Here is a 20,198-nt window from a genome sequence, read left to right as displayed (position 1 = left end):
TTGTAAAAGTGTGCTCTTTAAGAGAAAATGCACCAAAAAAAAAAGACCCTTGAGGCTTTGGGCCACAAGGGTTTTAAAAAAATTTTTGATTTTTTTTGTTACACAGGTTGGACGTAAAAATGCACCGAATCACATGAAACTGCACCACTTTCCCCGGGAAGGTCAATATTCTACAAGTTCTCGTAGATCCTCACCTTCTCTGTTTTTTTTACCGCCTATTGGTGCATTTATGGTACACAGGTTGGACGTAGTGGTGCAATTTCATGGTGCACATTTGGTACACGGGTTGGACGAGATTGTGCGAATTTGTGGTGCATTTAAGGGAAGTGTTTCAAAATATCTTTTTTAACGTTGATAAATCAATGTTTTATTCCACACGGTTTGGACGGAATCTTATTTACCCGTGTAACATATTTAATATTTTCCACACAGCTTGGACGAAATATGGTTATGGTGCATTATTTTCATACAGGTTGGACGTAGTGGTGCAAATTTATGTGGTGCATTTTAAATTTAAATAGATTACTATAAACTTATATAAGTTGATGTATAGAATTTCATAAGGAGCAGTGAAATGAGCGATTTAAAAACTAGAACAAGAATCGGAAACACCCTGGATACATATTTACTAAAAAAACTAAAAGAACTTTCTAATGATACACGTATCCCTATGTCTCGTTTGCTAGATGAAGCTGTCCAAGATTTAATCAAAAAACATAACCCTACACCCCCTTCTAGCCACTAATAACAAATGTCAAAAGGTAAGGAGGTCTATATTTGATTACAAACAACTATTTAGAAATTGATGATCAATTAATTTTGCCATATCACTTATTAAAGATAGCTATATTTGAGGAAACTAAATGTCTTTATGAGGAATATCCAAATATTTTAAACAAATGGTACAAAGAAGCCTATCAAATGACAGAGACTGAAGTTAAGAATCAATATCCTCCAAACGATATGAGTCCTAGTTTCAAGGCATTATATTACTTCTTTACTGAAGGTTTATATTTTCAAAATCATATTACTAAATATATGGTTAAAGACGCAGTTCTAAGATATTCAGAAAATATTAAAGCGAACATATCAAGCTTTTTATACAATGAGTTTCCTCAAGAGATAAATCTGAGTTTGAATGAAAAAACGATTGATCAAACCATAGAACAGGACTACTTATATACCAGCATGGACAATGACTACCATATGATTCGGAATATCGTAGCGAAAAGGAAAGAATTTAAAGAAAGAGGTGCGGGGCAATTGGCTGCTGATTTAATTGACAACAGAGGCAACTTTAGAGGAATGGCCGAACTCCGTCCCAATCAAACAACAAATATATTACTCAAGCAGGATCAAGAGGACCTTTGGCTGAAGTTGGTTGATTCGGCTTATAATTCATTAGATGAATGGACAGCTGATTTATTCGATTTAATCACCTATTTATGGCTGGTTTCTCCTAAAAATAACGAGGGATATATTGAATTTCATAGCAATGACGCTTTACGGTTAAGAGCACAAGACTCTGAAGAACATATGGGTTCCAAAGGGTTAATAATTAGGGAACGCGATCGTTTTAATATCATGAAAAGGGTTGTCGCTTTATCAAGCATGTGGGTGTCTTTAAGTGAAGGGAAAGTGATTACTCATGAAGATAAACAATATGACTTTCAAGATTTCAAGCGAATGTTTGATATCGGGGCCATACGTGTAGCCTATGATAAAAATACTGGAGAAGCACAAGGGATATATGCATTACAAATTAAACCAACAGACATTCTTACCCCTTTAATCAATGCTTCCAGTCAAATGATCGGATTGTTACATATTAAGGTTTTTCAATACAGCCATCAAACACAAAAAGAACATAAACGTCTATTACGTTATATTGACCGTCAGTGGAAAATGAGAATAAGGCACAAGTCAAAATTGACTCAGCCATTTAAAATCTCTACGTTATTAAAAGAAATGGATATATCCATAAGGTATAACTGGAGTGACAAAAAGGATAAATTAGAAAATGTCTTAGATGATTTTATAGCTGATGAAGTAATAAAGGCTTGGGAATACAAAGAATCCTTTGATGAGTCTGTTGTAGGAAAAAAGGGTTGGTATAAGGACTGGATTAACTATAGTATTATTATTTATCCAACAGATAGCTTACTTGAAGGATACAAAAATAGTGTAGATCTCTCTACCCAAGCGATACTTGATCAAACACTTTTAGAAAAAATACAGCATAAAAGTGTTGGGGATACTTTATTCAGAACGGAAAAAGCATTATTACCTAATAGCTTAAGGTCTACAATAGTCGAATCAGCTGCCACTGTAGAGACACAGATTTTAGGAAAAAGTCAAAATAAACGTACTGAAAAACTAGATAAAGAATTAAGCACTCATCAAGTTGAGCAGCAGGCTTTTAATCTGGATGAAATAGAGGAAATTAAACTTTCCCCAGAATCGATGAATGACATGATTAAGCATTTAGATATGAGTATCAGACGAGCAGCTGAAGAAATTGGCGTTGCTCATACCACCCTCTCCCGTTACTTAAGGAAAGAAAATAAACGCCAGAACAATAAGAATGACGTAAAAATGCTTAATTGGCTAAAAGAAAAAGCCTTAACAAGGTTGTAAGCAAATTACCTATTAGGGGTACCATCAACGCTAAGAAAATTTTAATACTAAAAAGCCCAATTCCTCACATTAAAATTGAGAAATTGGGCTCTTTTTTTTCTTCATACAAACGACGACTATTATGGAATATAAAAAGTACGAAGAAATGAAAAAATGCTCTCCTTTGGAAAAGAAGAGATGCTTATTCTGTTCCTATTTTCCAAAACGATCACTAAATTAAGAGATTGGGTAACTTTATTATTTTCGTAAAATTTTACGATTTTTCTCTATTATTTCTTTATTTTCAGTTATTCTTTCTTTATGCTCAGGTACTTTTCATCACTGTTAGTTTCATAAGTATTTTTTGGGTTTTCGTCTACGTGAGGTACTGATGACTTATTCTTTCTAGTATCCATTAAATCCCCTCTCTAATATGCCTTTACTTTCATTATAAACAATAAGAATGCGTTATCCATATTACATTTATGTTAATATCTTCAAATTCCAAAATATACCATTATGTTATACCTTTTCCTTGTCACAGAGGCCAACTTTAATTGAATATTAAATTGATTATTAAATTTTTTAAATCCAAAATTCACCACCTTTTTCCCAAAAGTGTGAAAATTGTCGACCTTTACTTAGGTACATTTTATTTGACGTATTGTACAATTAGGACAATGGTTTAATTTTCCAAAAAATGGAGGTTTATAATGAAAAAAGTGAAAGTATTGTTTCTAACGGTTGTGTTCCTTTTAACTATGGCCCTGCCGGCAATGGCGCAAAGCAATTCCCCTGTATACAAAGGCTCTTTTCAAAATGTTTCATTCTATGGTTCAGAAGGTACTGTCGACACCTCTGTAGACCTTTCTACTAACTATGAAGGTAAGAATTCTTACATCCTCTATTACCATACCTACAATTATGAAACAGACGAATACTATTATGGCAGCGCTGTAGTACCAGCATCCAAAGCGGTTTTTGACATTAACAAAGGTACAGCCAAAGTGAATCAAACAGTAGAAGTATATAAAGTTGATTTTACTTGCGATGAAGAAGGAGATTGCACTGGCGATAAAACTCCTGCTGGTACTAAGTCTATCAATCTTACCTGGGCATTCAATCCAAAAAGTTATTCTACGTCAAAATACACTGAGAGAAATGTCCAGATCGGTTTAGACGAGTACATCAAACTTTCTAAGGGTACTTTCAAAGATTACAATAATGTCTCAGTTTCTGGAACCATCGATGGTAAGGGGACTGATAGTTTTGAGTATTCCGGTGGTCATGTATCCTCTAGTTCTTCTATGACAATAATTAAGTAAACATTCCGGCTAACAAAATTCAAAAAACCTAAACCCTAAATTGAATATGTAAATAAAAGGCCGGTTAGTCATTAACCGGTCTTTTATTTTGTTGCTAGGCTAATGGCTGCCAAAGTCTTCTTCGTCGTTCCTTTCCCTTCTGGAAGCTCGACTTCAACTCGACGAATGATAGGTTCAAATATAGTAGCGATACTTTAATCTTTACGAAGGAATATGGTCAAAGTGCCTGGCCTTGAAGTTTCATTTTCTTCTTCCCTTCTCACGGATTTAGACTGTTTCTCTCTTCAATTTAATTAATTGGTATTTAATTACTTTTTAATATAATTCATTCTTCCTTCTTTTAGTAACCTGCAATTTAGTTTAAACGTAAAGATTCACAATCTGAGGATGTTTCCTCTACAATCTGGCCCGATTGTTGAAGGAACATGACTGACGTTTAAATAGCTTTATTGACTTTATTGTCACTTCATATCATTCTCTTTCAATGTTGTACATCCCCTAGCCTATCAAACTAGCGTTACTTTCCAATCGAATGATCATGATTGTAATTGATATTACTTAAATAATCCCTATTGCACTAGGATTTTAAACCGTAAGAGTACGAACTTTAACTAATTTACTTTATACTGCACCGCACTTATCCGAGTAAGACACCATTTACATAAATGCAATTGAATTCAATTACATTCAAAAGTAGATTCGGAACTTAATGTATCTCCAAATAGAATGGAACCTTCCTTAATCGAGGGTATTAATCGTTCGGAATACATTCGGAAGGTCATACATCATTTAGAGTCCATGTTTTGAAGAGTTTTTCTAACACATATTATGAAACTATATATACTTTTTAAAGACAGCAAGGATTGGTTTTAATGATCTTAAATGTCAAACATGAAATCATTAAATGGTAACCTAATTTGGTAACTATAAACGATAAGTATAATCTTTTATTTTAAAATGGTACTAACATAATAGAGTTATATCCTTTAAATATCAGCGTTTTATAAATGGTAACCAAATATAGTTACCATTTATAAATAATTAGTTAAAATCGATAATAAAATAGGTTTGTATTTATAAAATAATAATCAAATTTGGATAATTATGAACTATATTTTTACAATTCAATACTTTTAATAATGGAATGACAATTTAAAGCCTCAACATTTATATTTTTTACCGCAAAACTAATTAACCTTACCTAATATGGTAACCACATATAAAAGCCTATAATTAAGGGGTTAGTTCACTTTTATATAAAAATTAATAATAAATAAATTGAAATAGTTGTCAAAATTAGTTACCATTATTGGTAAGGTATTCCAGGGAAGGAGGCTAGGAAGTGAGCTTAATACAAGAATATAAGAATATCATTTTCCCAAAGGATATCGTGGGTATGTTTGCTGATATAGTTGAACAGGATGAGGTATTGTTAAATGTTTTCACTTATATTGCACGTAAAAGTCAAGAAGAAGGTAAATTCTTTAAAGGTGTAACGGTCAATGACATTTCTAAGATGGTAAAAATTGAAAGACCCGTTAAAGTAGTGAAAGGCAAACAGATTCATTTTGAAAATCAAGTAACATACATACATAGACAGGCAGCAGGAAAGATAGTTGATAAATTATTCGCAATGTCATTACTTTCTTGTAAACCCCTTACTCCATATAAGTATTTCTTTATAACTAAAAGAGGCTTACAAATAATACAAGAAATTATCGAAAGACAACAAAAATTAGGAGCTGAAAATAATGGCTAAGGATTTTATAAAAAATAAACCGGCAATCAATATGACAGTTGTTGGATTTGGTCAAGCGGGATCAAGAATAGCGGATAACTTTGCTGCATATAAAGATGAAGCTGGAAATGGAATTTACAACTGTCTTGCATTAAATAGCAATGATGGAGACTTAAAAGGCTTAAAATATATTCCGGTAGACAACCGTGTATCACTTAATTTAGGTGGCTTAGGTAAAAACCCTCAAAAAGCTATGAATATACTTGAAGAAAACGAAGAAGTAAGTGATAAATTAAAAAACTTTATTCAAAAAGAAGTGCGTGTTGTTGATGATCTTGTCTTATTTTGTGCAGGATTAGGTGGAGGTACCGGTACATCAACTATTATAAAAGCAATTGAAGAGTTTTATGAATTTAATACTAAACCTTTAATTAATCAAGAATTGAAAAAACTACAAGCAGAAGTTGGCCCGGAAGAATTTAAAAAGAATTTAAAAACAAAGTATATTAAAATGGCTGTCCTTAAAGCAAGAGAAAAAAGCGCCAAAATCGGTATAATTGTGACTCTTCCACTTCGTGCAGATGGACCAGATGTTTTACGTCAGGTTAACGACTTTTCACAACGCATATGGAAATTGACAAATGACCCAACAAAAGGCGTTGGATTTGTAATATTCGCTGATAATCAATATTTCTACGATCAATTTAAAGAACTTCCTACCCATAAACGAGCTGAAACAGAAAATTACAGGGATTTTGCTAATAAGGAAATAAGTGACTTATTTCATGAGTTAAATACAGCCACAACTGGTGGTGGTACAGAGGTGACCTTTGATTCTCAAGATTTTAGAAGGATTATTTTAGAACAACAAGGGTCTCTAGTCATTAATCGACTCTCTAAACCTATGAACGAAATTCAAAAAGGTTCGGATATTAAAGATATGTTCTTAGAATCCATTAAAGGCAGCCTTTTACACGAACCTATAGATCTAGTAAACTCTCATAATGGTGAAGTTGAGCTAGCAGAAATCTATCATGTCGGACTATTAGCAGTTTTGGATAAAAAGAATAATTTAGGTAGCTCCTTTATAGACGATGCCAGAGTTGAAATTGCAGAAAACCCCTCTTTCTTTATGAAAGGCTCTATTTTTACGGGTTATCTTGAGGGTTTCAACGATTTTTCAACTACGGTATATACATTTTTCAAAACAAAAGGACTGCCAAACAGACTGTCCAAAGGACTGGTTAAGGAATATGAGGAGTACCAAGAACGACATAAAACGATTAAAACAAAAGAAACTAAGATTGGTAGTATAAATGTAGATGAAAATGAAAATATGGACTTTGATATTGATTTAGATGAATTCGATTTAAGTGAATTTGGATTAGATACCGAATCAGATAAAAAGGATCAAGATAATTCCAACGATGACTTTGACATAAATATTGATGACCTAGATTTGAGTAAGCTATAATATAAAACCTTCATCTCCCCCTAAAATTAGGGGGATTTTTTACGACTTCATCATGCTCATTAACGATACTTATCGTTCAACTACATTCATGATCAAACCCAAACAAAACCTTCACTTTATTCCCTTTAATATCAAGCGTTAACTCTACCCAAACGATTCGCAGCGTTATCGTTTTTGATCGTTTGCAAATCATTCAACATGATTCAGAATGACACTTTACTATATTGATCGAAATATTATCAATCAATTACGAACAAACGTTGTTTATTAATTCAAATACGAAAATGAATGAATAAGTAACACAATTGATTTATAACGCTTAACATCGTTCGAGGAGGGTAGCGCGAGCGCTGGGAATCGTTCGGAAGGTGATAACGCCTATTATATCAAGCTTTTGTTGTTGATTTGTATTTACTTTCATTGTAAGATTTTATAAAGGGATAAGGAATAACTTAGAAATGGCAGTAGGAGGTTCTGTTTTTGTGGAAGAATTAGACATGAAGGAAGTCCTAACAAGTGAATTTGAAAATGATCCAATTTATCGTTTGGCCCTTCTAAATAAACTAGAGGATAGCATCTTTACTGAATCTATATTGTCATTACATAAAGATACAACATATAGTACGGTTGAGACCGGAAAAATTATAGATCGTTCAGATTCAACCATCCGCAATCATTTTCGTTCTGAATTAGTGGATTATATTGCTCCTGAAAAATACGGGAAGTTTTATAGATTAGATTATAAGAGTGTATTCCGGTTACATTTAATTTTCCTATTAATGGACAAGGTAGGGAAAACAACAATAGATATACTAGCCGAATTAGGTGTACAGCCTGGTATATCTGTAACAGGGAATTTTAGGAAAATGCCTCAACGTAATGAAAATAAAAATTTCCAATATGAGAATAGGGAAAATTACGATATTGTTCCAGTAGATACAAGACTACTAGAGTTCGAGAATAAACTTGATATGCAAGGGATTATGATAAATATCCTTAAATATGAAAAAGACATTTCAGATATAGAACGTTTAATCTCTGATACCCAGTCCTCAATCAATAAAATTCTAGTGCGTTCCAGAGTGAAGTTTGAGAAAGAAATATCTGAATTAGAGAAAGATATTGCTAAAAATCAATCATCAATCATTGAAGCTCAATCTCAATCAAAAATGAAATTCCTAGAAGAAAGACAATCATTACTTATCACAAAATCCCTAAAAAATTCTTTAAAGAAGTCATCTTTCTTGGGCTTTTTAAAAAGGAATGATGATGTCAATGTACAGCAACTTGCGACTGAAATTGATGGAAGTTTAAAAGAAAAATATGACAATGAACTTCAAGAGAAAATTAAAGAATATAATTTTACTATTGAAACATTGAATAGTAAGAAAAAACATTTGGAAGGTAAATTAGAAGTGTTGATCAATCAATTTGATTCTTCAACACTAAGTAATGAATTGGACACTGAAATTCAAAGAGAAATAAAAGAATATATAGCTAAAATAGAGGAATTACAACAAAAGAAAAACAGTTTAGAAGATAAATTACAAAGTGAAAATGATCGATTTACTTTAATTCAAAGTAATAATAAAGAGGTAAGTACACTTAATAGTCCAATAGAATAATTAATTTAGAATATAGAAATTCCAGGGGAATCTATGGTTATATACAAATTTAGTTCCGCAGCATACAGTACTCTGGGTTATCCGGAGAGTAACAGTTCTCTAGTATTTATACCACTTTACTTCTCTGGTGGGTGTAAAAGATTTTTGGACGACGATGCCTGTCATTGTATGATATTGTAATTAATAGTATAATTTTACATAAAAGTATTTTCACAACTTGATATGTATTCGAGCTAAAATAAGAGTACTACAGTTGAAGTTGAAAGTGTAAAGCAATTACAAACAAGCGAGTAGCTTTTGGAAACAACTTTTATACAGAACATCTAAAAAGGACTTGGCATTTATACCATGGGATTAGCACAAAGTCTTAGAAAAGACCTATCAGCAAAATATGCGTCTATTATCACGGAAGTCGCCTTATATGCCTAAGATGGAGCCAATCTTATGAATTAAAGCGGATGGATGGAAGAGTCTCCACAGGCGGATGACCGTGCCGAATTATTACAAAATTAATGAATCCATAAATTATGATGATAAAAAAGATCTCAAAACATTGGTTTTTGAGATCTTTTTTATCATCTGGGCATTGTTTAGTGAAAATAAATTAGAATGAAATGACTGCCACGATTTTAACTTTCATTGATGTTTGAATGAGACGTTTTAATTCGTTTTTCACTCATAAGATCAATCACAGTACCAAGTTCGTATCTTTTCCCCTTAATTCCTTTAATGTAAACAAATATTTCTATATAAAATAAAAGTCTAACAAATATATTAAATTTTTAAGGGAATACTATATTCATTTTCATATTGGTAAAATAGTTTGTTATGTTTTTTAAAGGCTAAAGGGAAACAGTTGAGACAAAACGTCCGGTTAAAATACACATCGCTTGGTAACTGAGACAGCTCACTCGCCCAAAAGTAATTATAACAATTATCGCACACCTTCTTACTCATTAATAATCAACACCTTTTTTAGTTTTTCTAAGTATTCAAACCTAGTGTATTCTCCACTATTGTCCAAGGTATAGGCATATATCATTTGCAATAGTAGTTTCCGGAGGTGAAAACCAATTCTAATACAAGGTCATTGAACCTTTGTAGGCGATGTGTGATTAAAATAATTACTAAATTTGGATATAAAAAAGTATGGATATATGAGCTGGTTTGTTCTTAACCCATTGTAGCTATCCAATAACTCACAGGATAATGGCTTAACTTCTAAATATAAATATCTAAATGGAGAAAACAGAAATAAAACCCTACAGTTTTGAATTAAAATTGTTATGTCGTTTAGATAGACAGTAGGGGGGAACTCCTATATTTTCATTCATATTTTAATTATTCGTATAATACCTATTTTACGAATAATAATTAGACAATAAGAATGTATGTTTGATATAATGGAATTTGAAATATATTCCAACTCCTAATAAAAGGAATTAATTATTAAACTAACGAATGTTATACATCATATTTATAAACGGTTGAGCGAGGTGTATGAAATGGAAAGAGTTCAAATCCCACAAGATGCTGAAATGATTATCAGTACATCGAGTAAAGGTGATCAATCAAAATGGTTAGTCGGTGCTAAGTGGATTAAAGAAAATACTCGTGGCTATGAAAACATGGCAGAATATGTTGCATCACTCATTTTAGATAGCTCCACCTTACCGAAAACTTCCTTTGTTCCTTATGTACCTTGTTTAATTAATAAGCACGATGGAACGGTTGTAGAAGGCTGTTATTCTATAGATTTTCGTGGTCACTTACAAGAAGTAACGCTTGAGCGCTTATTTGAAGCGAACTTTGAAACAACTGATGACATTTTAAATAATACCCGTTACTCCACTGAGGATAGATTTCGTTTAATTATGGAAAAGGTATACCAGTTCACAGGGTTAGATGTTTCTCATCAAATTGCACAAATGCTAGCATTTGATGCGTTCATATTGAATGAAGATCGCCATACCAATAACATTCTATTTCTTTTTGATCCTAAAACAGAAGCCTGGCAACTGGCTCCAATTTTTGATCATGGTTTAAGCTTGTTATCAGATGTAAAGGATTATCCACTGGGTGTTGATCTTCAAATTTTAAAACGGAAAGTAAAGGCAAAACCGTTTAATAATAGTTTTAAGAAACAGCTGTCCTTATACGATGGACCACCTTTTATTAATGTGGCCACTTTACAACAACGCTTATCCTCTTCTCCTTACCCACTTGGTCGGGCATTGGATGTGATTAATTTACAGTTAAACGATCCTGTTTATGAAAAATTGCTTATTCGAGGTGAAAATTGATGATCGACTACTTTAAATTTGATGTGATGCTGTTTGATGACGTAATCGCAAGAGTTGATTTAAAACCAAATGGAAGCGACAAGCCATATGTGATCAACTATATTGAAGGCTTTAATAAGCAATTTTCACCTAGTCCAGAGGGCTATATTTCAAAAGATGAGATAGAAAGATGGCTTAAGTGGCGTGTATTCCCCGAAACAAGAGTGAATGCTAAGGAATTACTCGCTTCACTTGGTTTAAAAAGCTACAATCGATGGGCAATTATTCGTAAAACACATGGGGTCATGGCTGATGATGAAATTTGGCTGCGTTTTAAGGGTGAAACGTTGAAGCATCGTGATGTTACATTACGTAAATCTCTATACTATTCAAAGGAACAAAAATAATTAATTGAATCCACTTCTATATCATTGAATTCAATCTATATAGTAAGCTGTTCGTAAAAATTGTATTATACGAACATTCGTTCTAAAAATAATCATAAATAAAATATAATTTGCCCACTCCCTTCTTGGCATAGAAAGGTATTAATGAGGTGTCAAAAATGGCAATAACAAAACAACATGAATATTACGAAAAACGTCTAGAAAAATTAGTGAAAGAAATGCCCTATTATGTCGTTAAATATGTGGATGATAAATGGGATATTCGCTCTCCTCTCACTCTTTTTAACTATGTACGAGATTTCAAAGAGTTCTTTTCTTGGTTAATAGCTGAAGGGATTACGGACTGCCAAAGTATCAAAGATATTCCAATTGAATCCTTAGCTAACCTTTCTCTTGACGATGCAAATAATTACTTTAAATATATTGCTCGTAAAAAATATAAGGTATCTGAAAAAGACGATGAGATCAAACAAATTGATACTAAAACCGTAAATCGCCATAAGTCCTCCCTTCGCTCATTATTTAAATATTTAACGGTGGAATCGGAGGTTAAAACGGGAAAACCCTATTTTGAAAGAAATGTAATGGCCAAGATACCTATTAAGAAAGTAAAAGAAACGTTTAATGAACGGGCTAAAAGCATTACCGATAAAATCTTTATCGATGATATGGATATTGATTTTTTGGATTATGTTCAAAAAGAATATGAGGCTTCCCTTTCCTCATCTCAAAAAAGATATTTTAAAAGAGATAAAGAAAGAGATTTTGCGATCCTTTCCCTCTTCCTAGGAACTGGAATTAGAGTTAACGAACTCACTAACTTACGTATTAAAGACATTGATTTTAGTGCAAAGGAAATAAGTGTTATTCGGAAAGGCGGAAAAAAGGATACGGTATCTGTTACCCCTTCTTCTCTTCAAGATTTAAACCATTACTTAGAAGTTAGAAAAGAAAAATACAAAGCCGGAGACGGTGAAAATGAGTATCTGTTTGTGAAATTTTATAAAGGGAGAACAGAGCCACTTACTAATAGAGCTGTTGAAGACATTGTATATAAATACACAAAATCCTTTGATAAACGTATGTCCCCTCATAAATTAAGACATACGTATGCGACCAATTTAGCAGAACAAACCGGCGGTGACATTCCTTTAATAATGAACCAATTGGGACATACTCAATCAGACATTTCTCTTCTTTATATTAATACCAGTAGAGAAAAACAGAGAAAGGCTGCTGAATTATTAGATCAAAGAAGAAAAAGAGAGTAAAAGAGTACCTTAATAAACGGGTTACAATTATAGACTGTTCCCTTTTAATTGTATCTTTAAAAAGATTTATTGTTTGTAACTTCTAGACCTAAATCGTAGAAAGTCATAATAAATAAAGGGTGATAAATATTATCATGTTTAATATTTATCATCCTTTTACTTTAAATTGGACTTCTAAACAGATTTCAACCTAAAAAAGCCAGTTTCACTGTATAAGAATCGACTCTTTTAATTCTTCTTATTGATTTACCCCACTTTTTAGGATAATCGCTTATTATAATGATAGGTAAGCTTTTGAAGTTATCGCCAGCTTTTCCCCACTTCACACCGTACGGGCGAGTTTCCCCGCATACGACGTTCCAACTAATCCAATTCACTCAATATTTTTTTATGTGTATGCAAGATGAAATGTAGAATTTGTGAGGGTTATTAATTTCAAAGTAACTTGTGGGATTGGAAGTGCTATTACACATTTCATAATACTAATCAATGTTATTGCTGAAGAGTACCCCTTCTATAAAAAAGCAAAAGACTTTCCCAAAAGAATGCCTAAATTGCTTGTTCATAGTCTCCGTTGATTTTATAAAATAAGTTCTTTTTAACTCTAACAAGGACTTAAATTCAACCACTGTTATCTCTTTTCTTTTCCATCTAGGATAGTTGTTATCAAACTTTTGTCTTTGTTCCTTGTTTAATGTGCTTAGATTTAATTGTTGTTTTAGTACCAAAACTCATTCCCAAAAACAAAGTTCCATACTTAACCTAGTTTTGTCCTTCACAACTCAGATGAAGTGAGGCCGTTACTTTTTATATAGGGTAGTCTTTTCTGTTAAAAAGAACTATATTATCTGACATTGTTCTTATTAAATCACCAAAAAACCTCTAAGAATGAATGACAGTTTTAGTCCAGTCCATGAACCCGATCCTGATGGGTATAGACATTGAAGCCTCTTCCCCTAATAAAACCAATTGCTGTAATACCAAGTTCCTCTGCTAAATCTATCGCGAGATTAGTAGGAGCAGATTTTGATAAGATAATGGCTACACCAATTTTGGCCGCTTTTAGGAGAACTTCTGAGGAGATTCTTCCGCTAAACGCAATGATTTTATCCTTTAAAGGGATTCGATGGATCAGGCAGTAGCCAAAAAGCTTATCCAAGGCATTATGCCTGCCAATATCAGTCCTTGTTATAACGATACCGTCCTTTGTGCATAAGGCGGCATTATGGACACCGCCTGTTTTTGAAAATAAGCGGAACTTTCCTGCAGCTCGCTCATTAAGACATGGCATTGCTGTGGTGTAATGGTTAACTTTGTGAGTATCGTTTTAGCTGTCTTCATATCATTATAAAAATAAAATTCACGCCCTTTCCCGCAGCAGGAACCAATGAATCTCTTGGAATGAAACTCTTTTTGGACAGAGGATTTATTTACTAGGTCCACGTACGCGAAGCCTTTTTCTTCATCCACCTGAATCTATTGAATATCTTGAAACACACGTATCATCCCTTCGGATGCTAGAAAGCCCACAACCAATTCTTCGATCTCAGATGACGAACAAACGATGGTGGCAAACTCCTCTCTATCCAGAATAATCGTTAATGCCGATTCTACGGCGATATCATCCTCTTATTCGATAAAGGAATCCCCAGTAAATTTAATAATGTGTTGGCAAGTCGTGATTTCGTGTAACATAAACTTCCCTCCTCTCATTGTATTTTAAGCCTTCAGTCTAAAGGTTGAGATTGGGATCCGCCGTATGAAACACAAACGGGTCATGCCAATCTCGGTCAAGACCCGTTTGAATAGAGTTATAGATGGTGGTCGGGTTTGGCATGCTGGGCCTGGTGCTCCGGCAGCTGTGTTGTCCGCTCCAAATGGCTCATTTCGCTCCCCATTCCTTTCAGAAATTCAAAGAAAAAGGCAATCGAACGGTTAATTTCAGGATCCTTCAAGGATTTGAAAATATCAAAATAACCGACCTGGTCATCATGATCCTTACTTTCTGACACTCTGGCGATTCCGGCATTCAGCTTAAGAAGAATAGGTTCAAGCTGTTTAACATTTAATGTACCTAGAACGCCGACCATTAACAGAAGATTTTTCAACGTATTGGCTGTTTCTTTCGTGTTCGCCTTTTCAATCAGGATCTGCAGGACTTTGTCGCCCTCGGCAAATAATCCGCTCAAGAGGGAAATAATCCCGCGATCGTGCATGTGCTGCACCAAATCAAGTGTATCCAGTAACGCTTGCTTATTTTTTAATAGGGAATCCTCTATTTGCCGTAAATCTTGTTTTCGTTTCTCCTCTTCGGATAGCTCGATTCGCTGGATTTGCTTGGTTGCCTTAGCCATTCCTTAACCGCTCCCTTTCCTTCACGAGATCACCCGGGAAGACGTAATCCTTTCGGGCCCATTTCTTTTCGACTTGGACACCCATTTGCGGCTGCGGGTTCCCGAATCGGAAATTTATTTTTGGCAAAGGATTAGTTCCTTCTTCCTGTAAAATCTCCATTTTAACACGAGTATCCTTGAATGCAGGGGTGTCGGTATCCTTATCGGCAGCACTGCTTGTCAGGTAGTTAACGGCTCCGTCCCCTGTATCATTCATTGGAAGGTAGACTTCCATGCCTTTTACGCGGTTCGTAATCGTACATTTCACCTTTACATTCCCAAACGGAGAGGTCAGGCGGACAAGTGTTCCGTTCCGCACTCCTCGTTCAGCCGCAAGCTCTGGTGATACTTCAAGGAAAACCTCCGGTGTTTTTTCAGATATGCCTTTTGATTTATAGGTGAGATTCCCTTCATGAAAATGCTCTAATAAACGGCCGTTGTTCAAATGAATATCATATTGCTCCCCAAAATCAAGCGGTTTTGTCCATTGGACAGGATAGAGCCGGGCTTTGCGATCAGGGAAAGGGAATCCTTCAATGTAAAGAAGCGGCGTATCCGTCCCATCTGGTTGTACCGGCCATTGCAAACTCTTATAACCTTCTAATCTCTCATACGTCACACCGGCATAAATCGGCATCAGCATCGCCGCTTCCTCCATAATTTCACTTGGATGCTTGTAATTCCAGTTGGCACCAAGCCGGTTTGCTACTAACTGAATGATTTCCCAGTCAGGCTTAGAATCGGCAAGCGGTTCAAACACTTGATACAGCCTTTGAATCCGGCGTTCCGTATTGGTGAACGTTCCTTCTTTTTCAAGGCTTGGGCTTGCCGGCAACACGACATCCGCATACTGGGCTGTCCGGGAGAAAAAGATATCCTGCACGACAAAAAATTCAAGTTTTTCGTAAGCGGCATGCACATGGTTAATGTTGGAATCCACTAATCCCATTTCCTCTCCCTTTACATACATGGCTTTTACTGTACCATCGTGGATTCCCTCAACCATATCGTGATTATTTATTCCTACTTCAGATGGAAGCTTAACGCCCCAGGCTTGTTGAAATTTCTCCAGTACTTCGGGGTCGTCCACACGCTGGTAGCCCGGAAAGTTATCCGGCGCACTGCCCATGTCACTGGCACCTTGAACATTATTATGTCCTCGGAGCGGATAGGCGCCGGCACCTGGCCGACCGTAGTTTCCCGTTACCAGCAGCAAGTTTGAAATCGCTGTACTTGTGTCGCTGCCGCCCAATTGCTGGGTAACACCCATCGCCCACAGAATCGCCGTCCCGTTTGCATCATGAATCATTTCGGCGATTTGAATGAGTGTCTCCTTGGATAGACCCGTTACGTCTTCTGCATGACCTAACGTATAGGGAGAAAGGCTTTCTCGATATTCCTCGAATCCATTTACATTCTGTTCAATAAACGCTTCATCCGCCCAGCCCATATCAATAATGTATTTGGTCACAGCCGAGATCCACACCAAATCAGACCCTGCTTTGGGATGAATGAACATGTCTGCGCGCGATGCCATTTCATGCTCACGCAAATCGGCCACAATCAATTTTTGTCCATGCAGTTTATGGGCGCGCTTAACCCTTGTAGCCAGCACAGGGTGGGCTTCCGATGTATTGGAACCAACGATAATGACAAGACCAGCTTTGGCAATGTCCTTAATTGAACCCGCGTCACCGCCGTAGCCAACCGTTCTGTGCAGTCCAACCGTTGCCGGCGTCTGGCAATAGCGTGAGCAGTTATCCACATTGTTTGTGCCAATAATCTGCCGGGCCAATTTTTGCATTAAAAAAGATTCTTCATTTGTACATTTAGAGGAAGTGATAAAGCCCATCGATTGTGGACCATACTGGCTGCGAATCTCCCGGAAACGTTTCGCCATTAAATCAAGGGCCTCTTCCCATTCTGCTTCACGGAAGCCGTCGCCTTCACGAATCAATGGCTTGGTCAAACGTTCTTTACTATTGACAAAATCCCAGCCGAATTTCCCTTTCACACAAGTGGAAATTCCATTCGCTGGTGCCTCAACGTTTGGTTCAACCTTTAAAATCTCGCGTCCTTTTGTCCAGACATCAAAGCTGCAGCCGACACCACAGAACGTACAGACCGTTTTGGTTCGTTTCACTCTCGCCTCCCTCATCGCTGATTCCATATCAGAAACGGTTAGAATCGACCCGTATCCGGTCTCCACTCCTTTGGTCAACTCGATCATCGAACGAAATGTTCCTTTTTCAAAGCCTGTCAGATAACCTGCTTCCCCGAGCATTCCTTTTTCCATCATCGCATTACACGGACAAACGGTGGAACAATGGCCGCACGATACACAAGAGGATTCGTTAATCGGAACATCATTATCCCAGATGACCCGTGGACGCTCTCTGTCCCAATCGATTCTCAGCGTTTCCGTCACTTGGACATCCTGGCAGGCCTCGACACAGCGTCCACACAAGATACACTGATCGGGATCATAGCGATAAAAAGGGTTCGACATATCCTTCTGGTATGGTTTCTGCTCCCATGGAATACTTTGATGGTTAATGCGCATTTCCTTAACAGTGTTATGTATTTCGCAGCCGCCGTTATTGTAATCACAAACGGTACAATATAATTCATGGTTATGAAGAATGTTGTCCATCGCTGCTGTCTGTGATTTTTTCACAAGCGGGTTCATCGTATCGATATGATCCCCTTCCTTTAAAAGGGTTGAACAGGATCTGACAAGTTCCCCATTCACTTCCACAATACAAGTGTCACACGTTTCAATCGGTCCAAGGCTGGGATGGTAGCACACCTGAGGGACTTCAATCGTGCTGTCGTTCAGAAATTGCAGGACCGTTTGACCTTCCGGTGCGTCCACTTCTACTCCGTTGATCGTAATTCCAAGGTTTTTTACCAATATGGCTTCACCCTTTCTACCTTATTTATGTTTTAAGTACCCTATTTTTCAAAAATTTAAACCCTATTTGCTCGGAGTTTTTTGAAAAATATGTCGTAAAAAGTTTTATTGAGGTTAAAAAAAGGTAAACAAAAGAAAAAGGAAAGGACCATCGTTATGAAATATATGGTTTTAAATGGAAATAGTCATATTGGTATCTATAAGTACAAAATCGTAGGGACGATCGAGGCTTCTTCCTTAGAAATCGCGAATGATCTCGTATATAAGAAATTCAGAAGAGAGGAAAACAAAAAGAACGGAGACACATACATACTCATTCCTGACAGCGAGAAGATGATTGTAAACAGTCATCTTATTCTTCCTTTAGAAGGTGTTCCCTTAAGTATGATCAAGTATTTGGAACCATAGTTCCAATAATTTAGTTATAAACTCTCGACCTTGTGAACTTGTATTCGGTTATAAAAAACTATCAACCAGTTCAGATTATTTGGAATGAACATTAGTTTTGCTAATTTATGTGAACAAGCGACATACTTGGGATCTCTAAATTGTCCTTCTTCTATTCCTTCCGTATAAAATTTGTTTACAATATCTTCTATTTGACTGTCTCCTCGACTTAGAATTGTTTTAACTTCTTCTTTTAATTCTACAGGCCGAAATAATAAAAAACGTACATACATCATGCCTTCTTGTTTATTTAGGATAAAATTACAGCTGTTTTTAAATAATAGATAAAGCCTTATTTCTAAATTCTCATTTTTATGTCGCTCATATGTATCCTGCATTCCCACGAGTAAAGCTTCTATAACCATTTTTGCTACGTATAGGTATAATTCATTTTTACTTTTAAAGTGATTGTATATAGATGGTTTTTGTATGCCCACTTCTTTTGCGATTTGTGATAAAGTTGTTCCTTCATAACCATGCAGAGCAAAAGAACACTTAGCTGCTTCAATAATTTGGTCTTTCGTATTCAATTCCATCATCCTTTCAAAAAAGTTGTTGAAAATAACTAAAATCGACGTTGCACTAACTATCGTTAGTTAATTCATCATTGCAGGCATTTTTGAAGTTGTTTGGGCAACAGGTTTAAAACATGCCAGCTCGCCTTTAGAATGGATTCTTACTGTAATAGGAGTTGTTGTTAGTTTTGTACTGCTTGTCCGAGCTGCTACCACTTTACCTACAAGTACAGTATACGCAGTATTTGTAGCCTTAGGTACTGTTGGAACAGTGTTGGTTGATTTCTTTATCTTTAAAGCCCCTTTTAATTTTGGTATGCTCTTCTTCCTTCTCTTACTTCTTGTGGGAGTGATTGGTGATTGGGTTAAAACTTGTCACAGGGAAGCCGGATGCAGAAAGGAGTCAAGAAAGATGAGCTGGGTATTCTTAATTATCGCAGGTATTTGTGAAATTGTTGGTGTTAATGGTATGCAGATTATGGCAAAAGGACAAAAACTAAAAGGATTCTTTATTATATTAATAGGATTTATTCTTAGTTTTACCCTTCTTAGTCTTGCGATGAAGACCATTCCTTTAGGTGTCGCTTATGCAGTTTGGACAGGTATTGGAACTGTAGGTAGTGCAATCGTAGGAATGTTGTTTTATGGTGAATCCAAAAGATAAATTGCGTATTTTCTTTATTGCATTGGTAGTAGTGGCAGTAATCTGTCTAAGATTAGCATCTTAATGAAAATGCGTTTTAATATGTAAATATTTGAGAGATTTTACTTATAAGAAGCTCTCTTTTTCTTACGTAAACACTGGGATATTCAGAACAACCGTTTATAACAGGCACTAATGATTTCAAGAAAAGCTGCCAATTTTCTTGGAATTCGGTTATTCAGCAATCTGGCCCCTTTGTTGAACAACCAAAAATCCTGCAAACACAGGATTTTTGATCAAGATTTTTAATTGCAATCAGACTTTTTTTCTAAGGTTACATTGGTTCTTTTAAACTATATACGTTGTTTTTATCAAAAAAGTAACCTGTTTAAATTTTTAGCTGGTTATTATCATATTTAGAATCAACCATTTTTTTAAAAGAATCAATAAATATAGGAAAATATCCATTTTTCAGAAGCAAATTATAATTCTCCTCACCTATTAATAGTTTTACTTTCTCTAGATCAGCCATCATAACAGCTTCCTCC

At 35.4% G+C, this 20,198-nt stretch carries 15 protein-coding genes and 2 pseudogenes; 12 read left to right on the top strand and 5 right to left on the bottom strand.

The features are described 5' to 3' along the window. Positions 1–574: 574 nt before the first annotated feature. The 9 genes from R4Z10_RS21385 (at position 575) to xerS (ending at position 12,738) form a co-directional block, all read left to right on the top strand. Positions 575–745: a ribbon-helix-helix domain-containing protein gene (locus R4Z10_RS21385; protein WP_338473399.1), complete on the top strand. Its 171-nt coding sequence runs from the start codon at positions 575–577 to the stop codon at positions 743–745. A gap of 32 nt (positions 746–777) precedes the next feature. Beyond that, positions 778–2,637, top strand: coding sequence for a helix-turn-helix domain-containing protein (locus R4Z10_RS21380; protein WP_338473398.1), 1,860 nt, complete (start codon positions 778–780; stop codon positions 2,635–2,637). Positions 2,638–3,329: 692 nt separating this feature from the next. Continuing rightward, entirely contained in the window at positions 3,330–3,941 is a 612-nt protein-coding gene (locus R4Z10_RS21375; RefSeq protein ID WP_338473397.1) for a hypothetical protein, read from the top strand. Between the two features lie 1,342 nt (positions 3,942–5,283). Next, on the top strand, positions 5,284–5,700 hold the full coding sequence (locus R4Z10_RS21370) for a hypothetical protein (protein ID WP_338473396.1): 417 nt from the start codon (positions 5,284–5,286) through the stop codon (positions 5,698–5,700). Then, on the top strand, positions 5,693–7,153 hold the full coding sequence (locus R4Z10_RS21365; RefSeq protein ID WP_338473395.1) for a cell division protein FtsZ: 1,461 nt from the start codon (positions 5,693–5,695) through the stop codon (positions 7,151–7,153). The genes R4Z10_RS21370 and R4Z10_RS21365 overlap by 8 nt, the downstream gene beginning before the upstream one ends. A 458-nt stretch (positions 7,154–7,611) precedes the next feature. Beyond that, positions 7,612–8,778: a hypothetical protein gene (locus R4Z10_RS21360; RefSeq protein ID WP_338473394.1), complete on the top strand. Its 1,167-nt coding sequence runs from the start codon at positions 7,612–7,614 to the stop codon at positions 8,776–8,778. A 1,505-nt stretch (positions 8,779–10,283) separates the two neighbouring features. Beyond that, positions 10,284–11,081: a hypothetical protein gene (locus R4Z10_RS21355; RefSeq protein WP_338473393.1), complete on the top strand. Its 798-nt coding sequence runs from the start codon at positions 10,284–10,286 to the stop codon at positions 11,079–11,081. Further along, the gene (locus R4Z10_RS21350; RefSeq protein ID WP_338473392.1) at positions 11,081–11,467 is read left to right on the top strand and encodes a hypothetical protein; all 387 of its coding nucleotides are present in this window, start codon (positions 11,081–11,083) and stop codon (positions 11,465–11,467) included. The genes R4Z10_RS21355 and R4Z10_RS21350 overlap by 1 nt, the downstream gene beginning before the upstream one ends. A gap of 158 nt (positions 11,468–11,625) precedes the next feature. Continuing rightward, on the top strand, positions 11,626–12,738 hold the full coding sequence (xerS, locus tag R4Z10_RS21345; protein ID WP_338473391.1) for a tyrosine recombinase XerS: 1,113 nt from the start codon (positions 11,626–11,628) through the stop codon (positions 12,736–12,738). A 901-nt stretch (positions 12,739–13,639) separates the two neighbouring features. Here the strand turns inward: xerS and fdhD are convergent. From fdhD to fdhF, 3 genes and pseudogenes are all read right to left on the bottom strand, one after another. Beyond that, positions 13,640–14,433 (bottom strand): annotated as a pseudogene (fdhD, locus tag R4Z10_RS21340) (formate dehydrogenase accessory sulfurtransferase FdhD). 116 nt (positions 14,434–14,549) lie between these two features. Then, entirely contained in the window at positions 14,550–15,092 is a 543-nt protein-coding gene (locus R4Z10_RS21335) for a DUF1641 domain-containing protein (RefSeq protein WP_338473390.1), read from the bottom strand. Then, positions 15,085–18,045, bottom strand: a complete 2,961-nt coding sequence (gene fdhF / locus R4Z10_RS21330) for a formate dehydrogenase subunit alpha (RefSeq protein ID WP_338473389.1) — start codon at positions 18,043–18,045, stop codon at positions 15,085–15,087. The genes R4Z10_RS21335 and fdhF overlap by 8 nt, the downstream gene beginning before the upstream one ends. A 108-nt stretch (positions 18,046–18,153) precedes the next feature. Between fdhF and R4Z10_RS21325 the strand changes: the two genes are divergently transcribed. Beyond that, the gene (locus R4Z10_RS21325; RefSeq protein ID WP_338473388.1) at positions 18,154–18,453 is read left to right on the top strand and encodes a hypothetical protein; all 300 of its coding nucleotides are present in this window, start codon (positions 18,154–18,156) and stop codon (positions 18,451–18,453) included. Positions 18,454–18,467: 14 nt separating this feature from the next. Here R4Z10_RS21325 and R4Z10_RS21320 read toward each other — a convergent pair whose 3' ends face one another. Then, complete coding sequence (locus R4Z10_RS21320) at positions 18,468–19,028, bottom strand: TetR/AcrR family transcriptional regulator (RefSeq protein WP_338473387.1); 561 nt, start codon at positions 19,026–19,028, stop codon at positions 18,468–18,470. Positions 19,029–19,095: 67 nt separating this feature from the next. Here R4Z10_RS21320 and R4Z10_RS21315 point away from each other — a divergent pair. Next, positions 19,096–19,287, top strand: a pseudogene (locus R4Z10_RS21315) (SMR family transporter); the annotation flags it as partial. A gap of 132 nt (positions 19,288–19,419) precedes the next feature. Next, positions 19,420–19,671: a multidrug efflux SMR transporter gene (locus R4Z10_RS21310; RefSeq protein WP_338473386.1), complete on the top strand. Its 252-nt coding sequence runs from the start codon at positions 19,420–19,422 to the stop codon at positions 19,669–19,671. Between the two features lie 367 nt (positions 19,672–20,038). Here the strand turns inward: R4Z10_RS21310 and R4Z10_RS21305 are convergent, their stop codons facing one another. Next, positions 20,039–20,185: a hypothetical protein gene (locus R4Z10_RS21305; RefSeq protein WP_338473385.1), complete on the bottom strand. Its 147-nt coding sequence runs from the start codon at positions 20,183–20,185 to the stop codon at positions 20,039–20,041. Positions 20,186–20,198 lie beyond the last annotated feature (13 nt).

This window comes from Niallia sp. XMNu-256 (genome assembly GCF_036670015.1).
In the GTDB taxonomy this organism is placed as follows: domain Bacteria; phylum Bacillota; class Bacilli; order Bacillales; family Cytobacillaceae; genus Bacillus_BD.
The sequence above is the reverse complement of the archived record's forward strand: the minus strand, read 5'-3'. Positions and strand labels throughout refer to the sequence as shown.

Excerpts from the sequence above, each read along its gene's own strand:
- R4Z10_RS21350 (WP_338473392.1), top strand. The coding sequence starts at position 11,081 with ATGATCGACTACTTTAAATTTGATGTGATGCTGTTTGATGACGTAATC.
- R4Z10_RS21320 (WP_338473387.1), bottom strand. The coding sequence starts at position 19,028 with ATGGAATTGAATACGAAAGACCAAATTATTGAAGCAGCTAAGTGTTCT.
- R4Z10_RS21335 (WP_338473390.1), bottom strand. The coding sequence starts at position 15,092 with ATGGCTAAGGCAACCAAGCAAATCCAGCGAATCGAGCTATCCGAAGAG.
- xerS (WP_338473391.1), top strand. The coding sequence starts at position 11,626 with ATGGCAATAACAAAACAACATGAATATTACGAAAAACGTCTAGAAAAA.
- R4Z10_RS21365 (WP_338473395.1), top strand. The coding sequence starts at position 5,693 with ATGGCTAAGGATTTTATAAAAAATAAACCGGCAATCAATATGACAGTT.
- R4Z10_RS21310 (WP_338473386.1), top strand. The coding sequence starts at position 19,420 with ATGAGCTGGGTATTCTTAATTATCGCAGGTATTTGTGAAATTGTTGGT.
- R4Z10_RS21360 (WP_338473394.1), top strand. The coding sequence starts at position 7,612 with ATGGCAGTAGGAGGTTCTGTTTTTGTGGAAGAATTAGACATGAAGGAA.
- R4Z10_RS21375 (WP_338473397.1), top strand. The coding sequence starts at position 3,330 with ATGAAAAAAGTGAAAGTATTGTTTCTAACGGTTGTGTTCCTTTTAACT.
- R4Z10_RS21305 (WP_338473385.1), bottom strand. The coding sequence starts at position 20,185 with ATGATGGCTGATCTAGAGAAAGTAAAACTATTAATAGGTGAGGAGAAT.
- R4Z10_RS21385 (WP_338473399.1), top strand. The coding sequence starts at position 575 with ATGAGCGATTTAAAAACTAGAACAAGAATCGGAAACACCCTGGATACA.
- R4Z10_RS21355 (WP_338473393.1), top strand. The coding sequence starts at position 10,284 with ATGGAAAGAGTTCAAATCCCACAAGATGCTGAAATGATTATCAGTACA.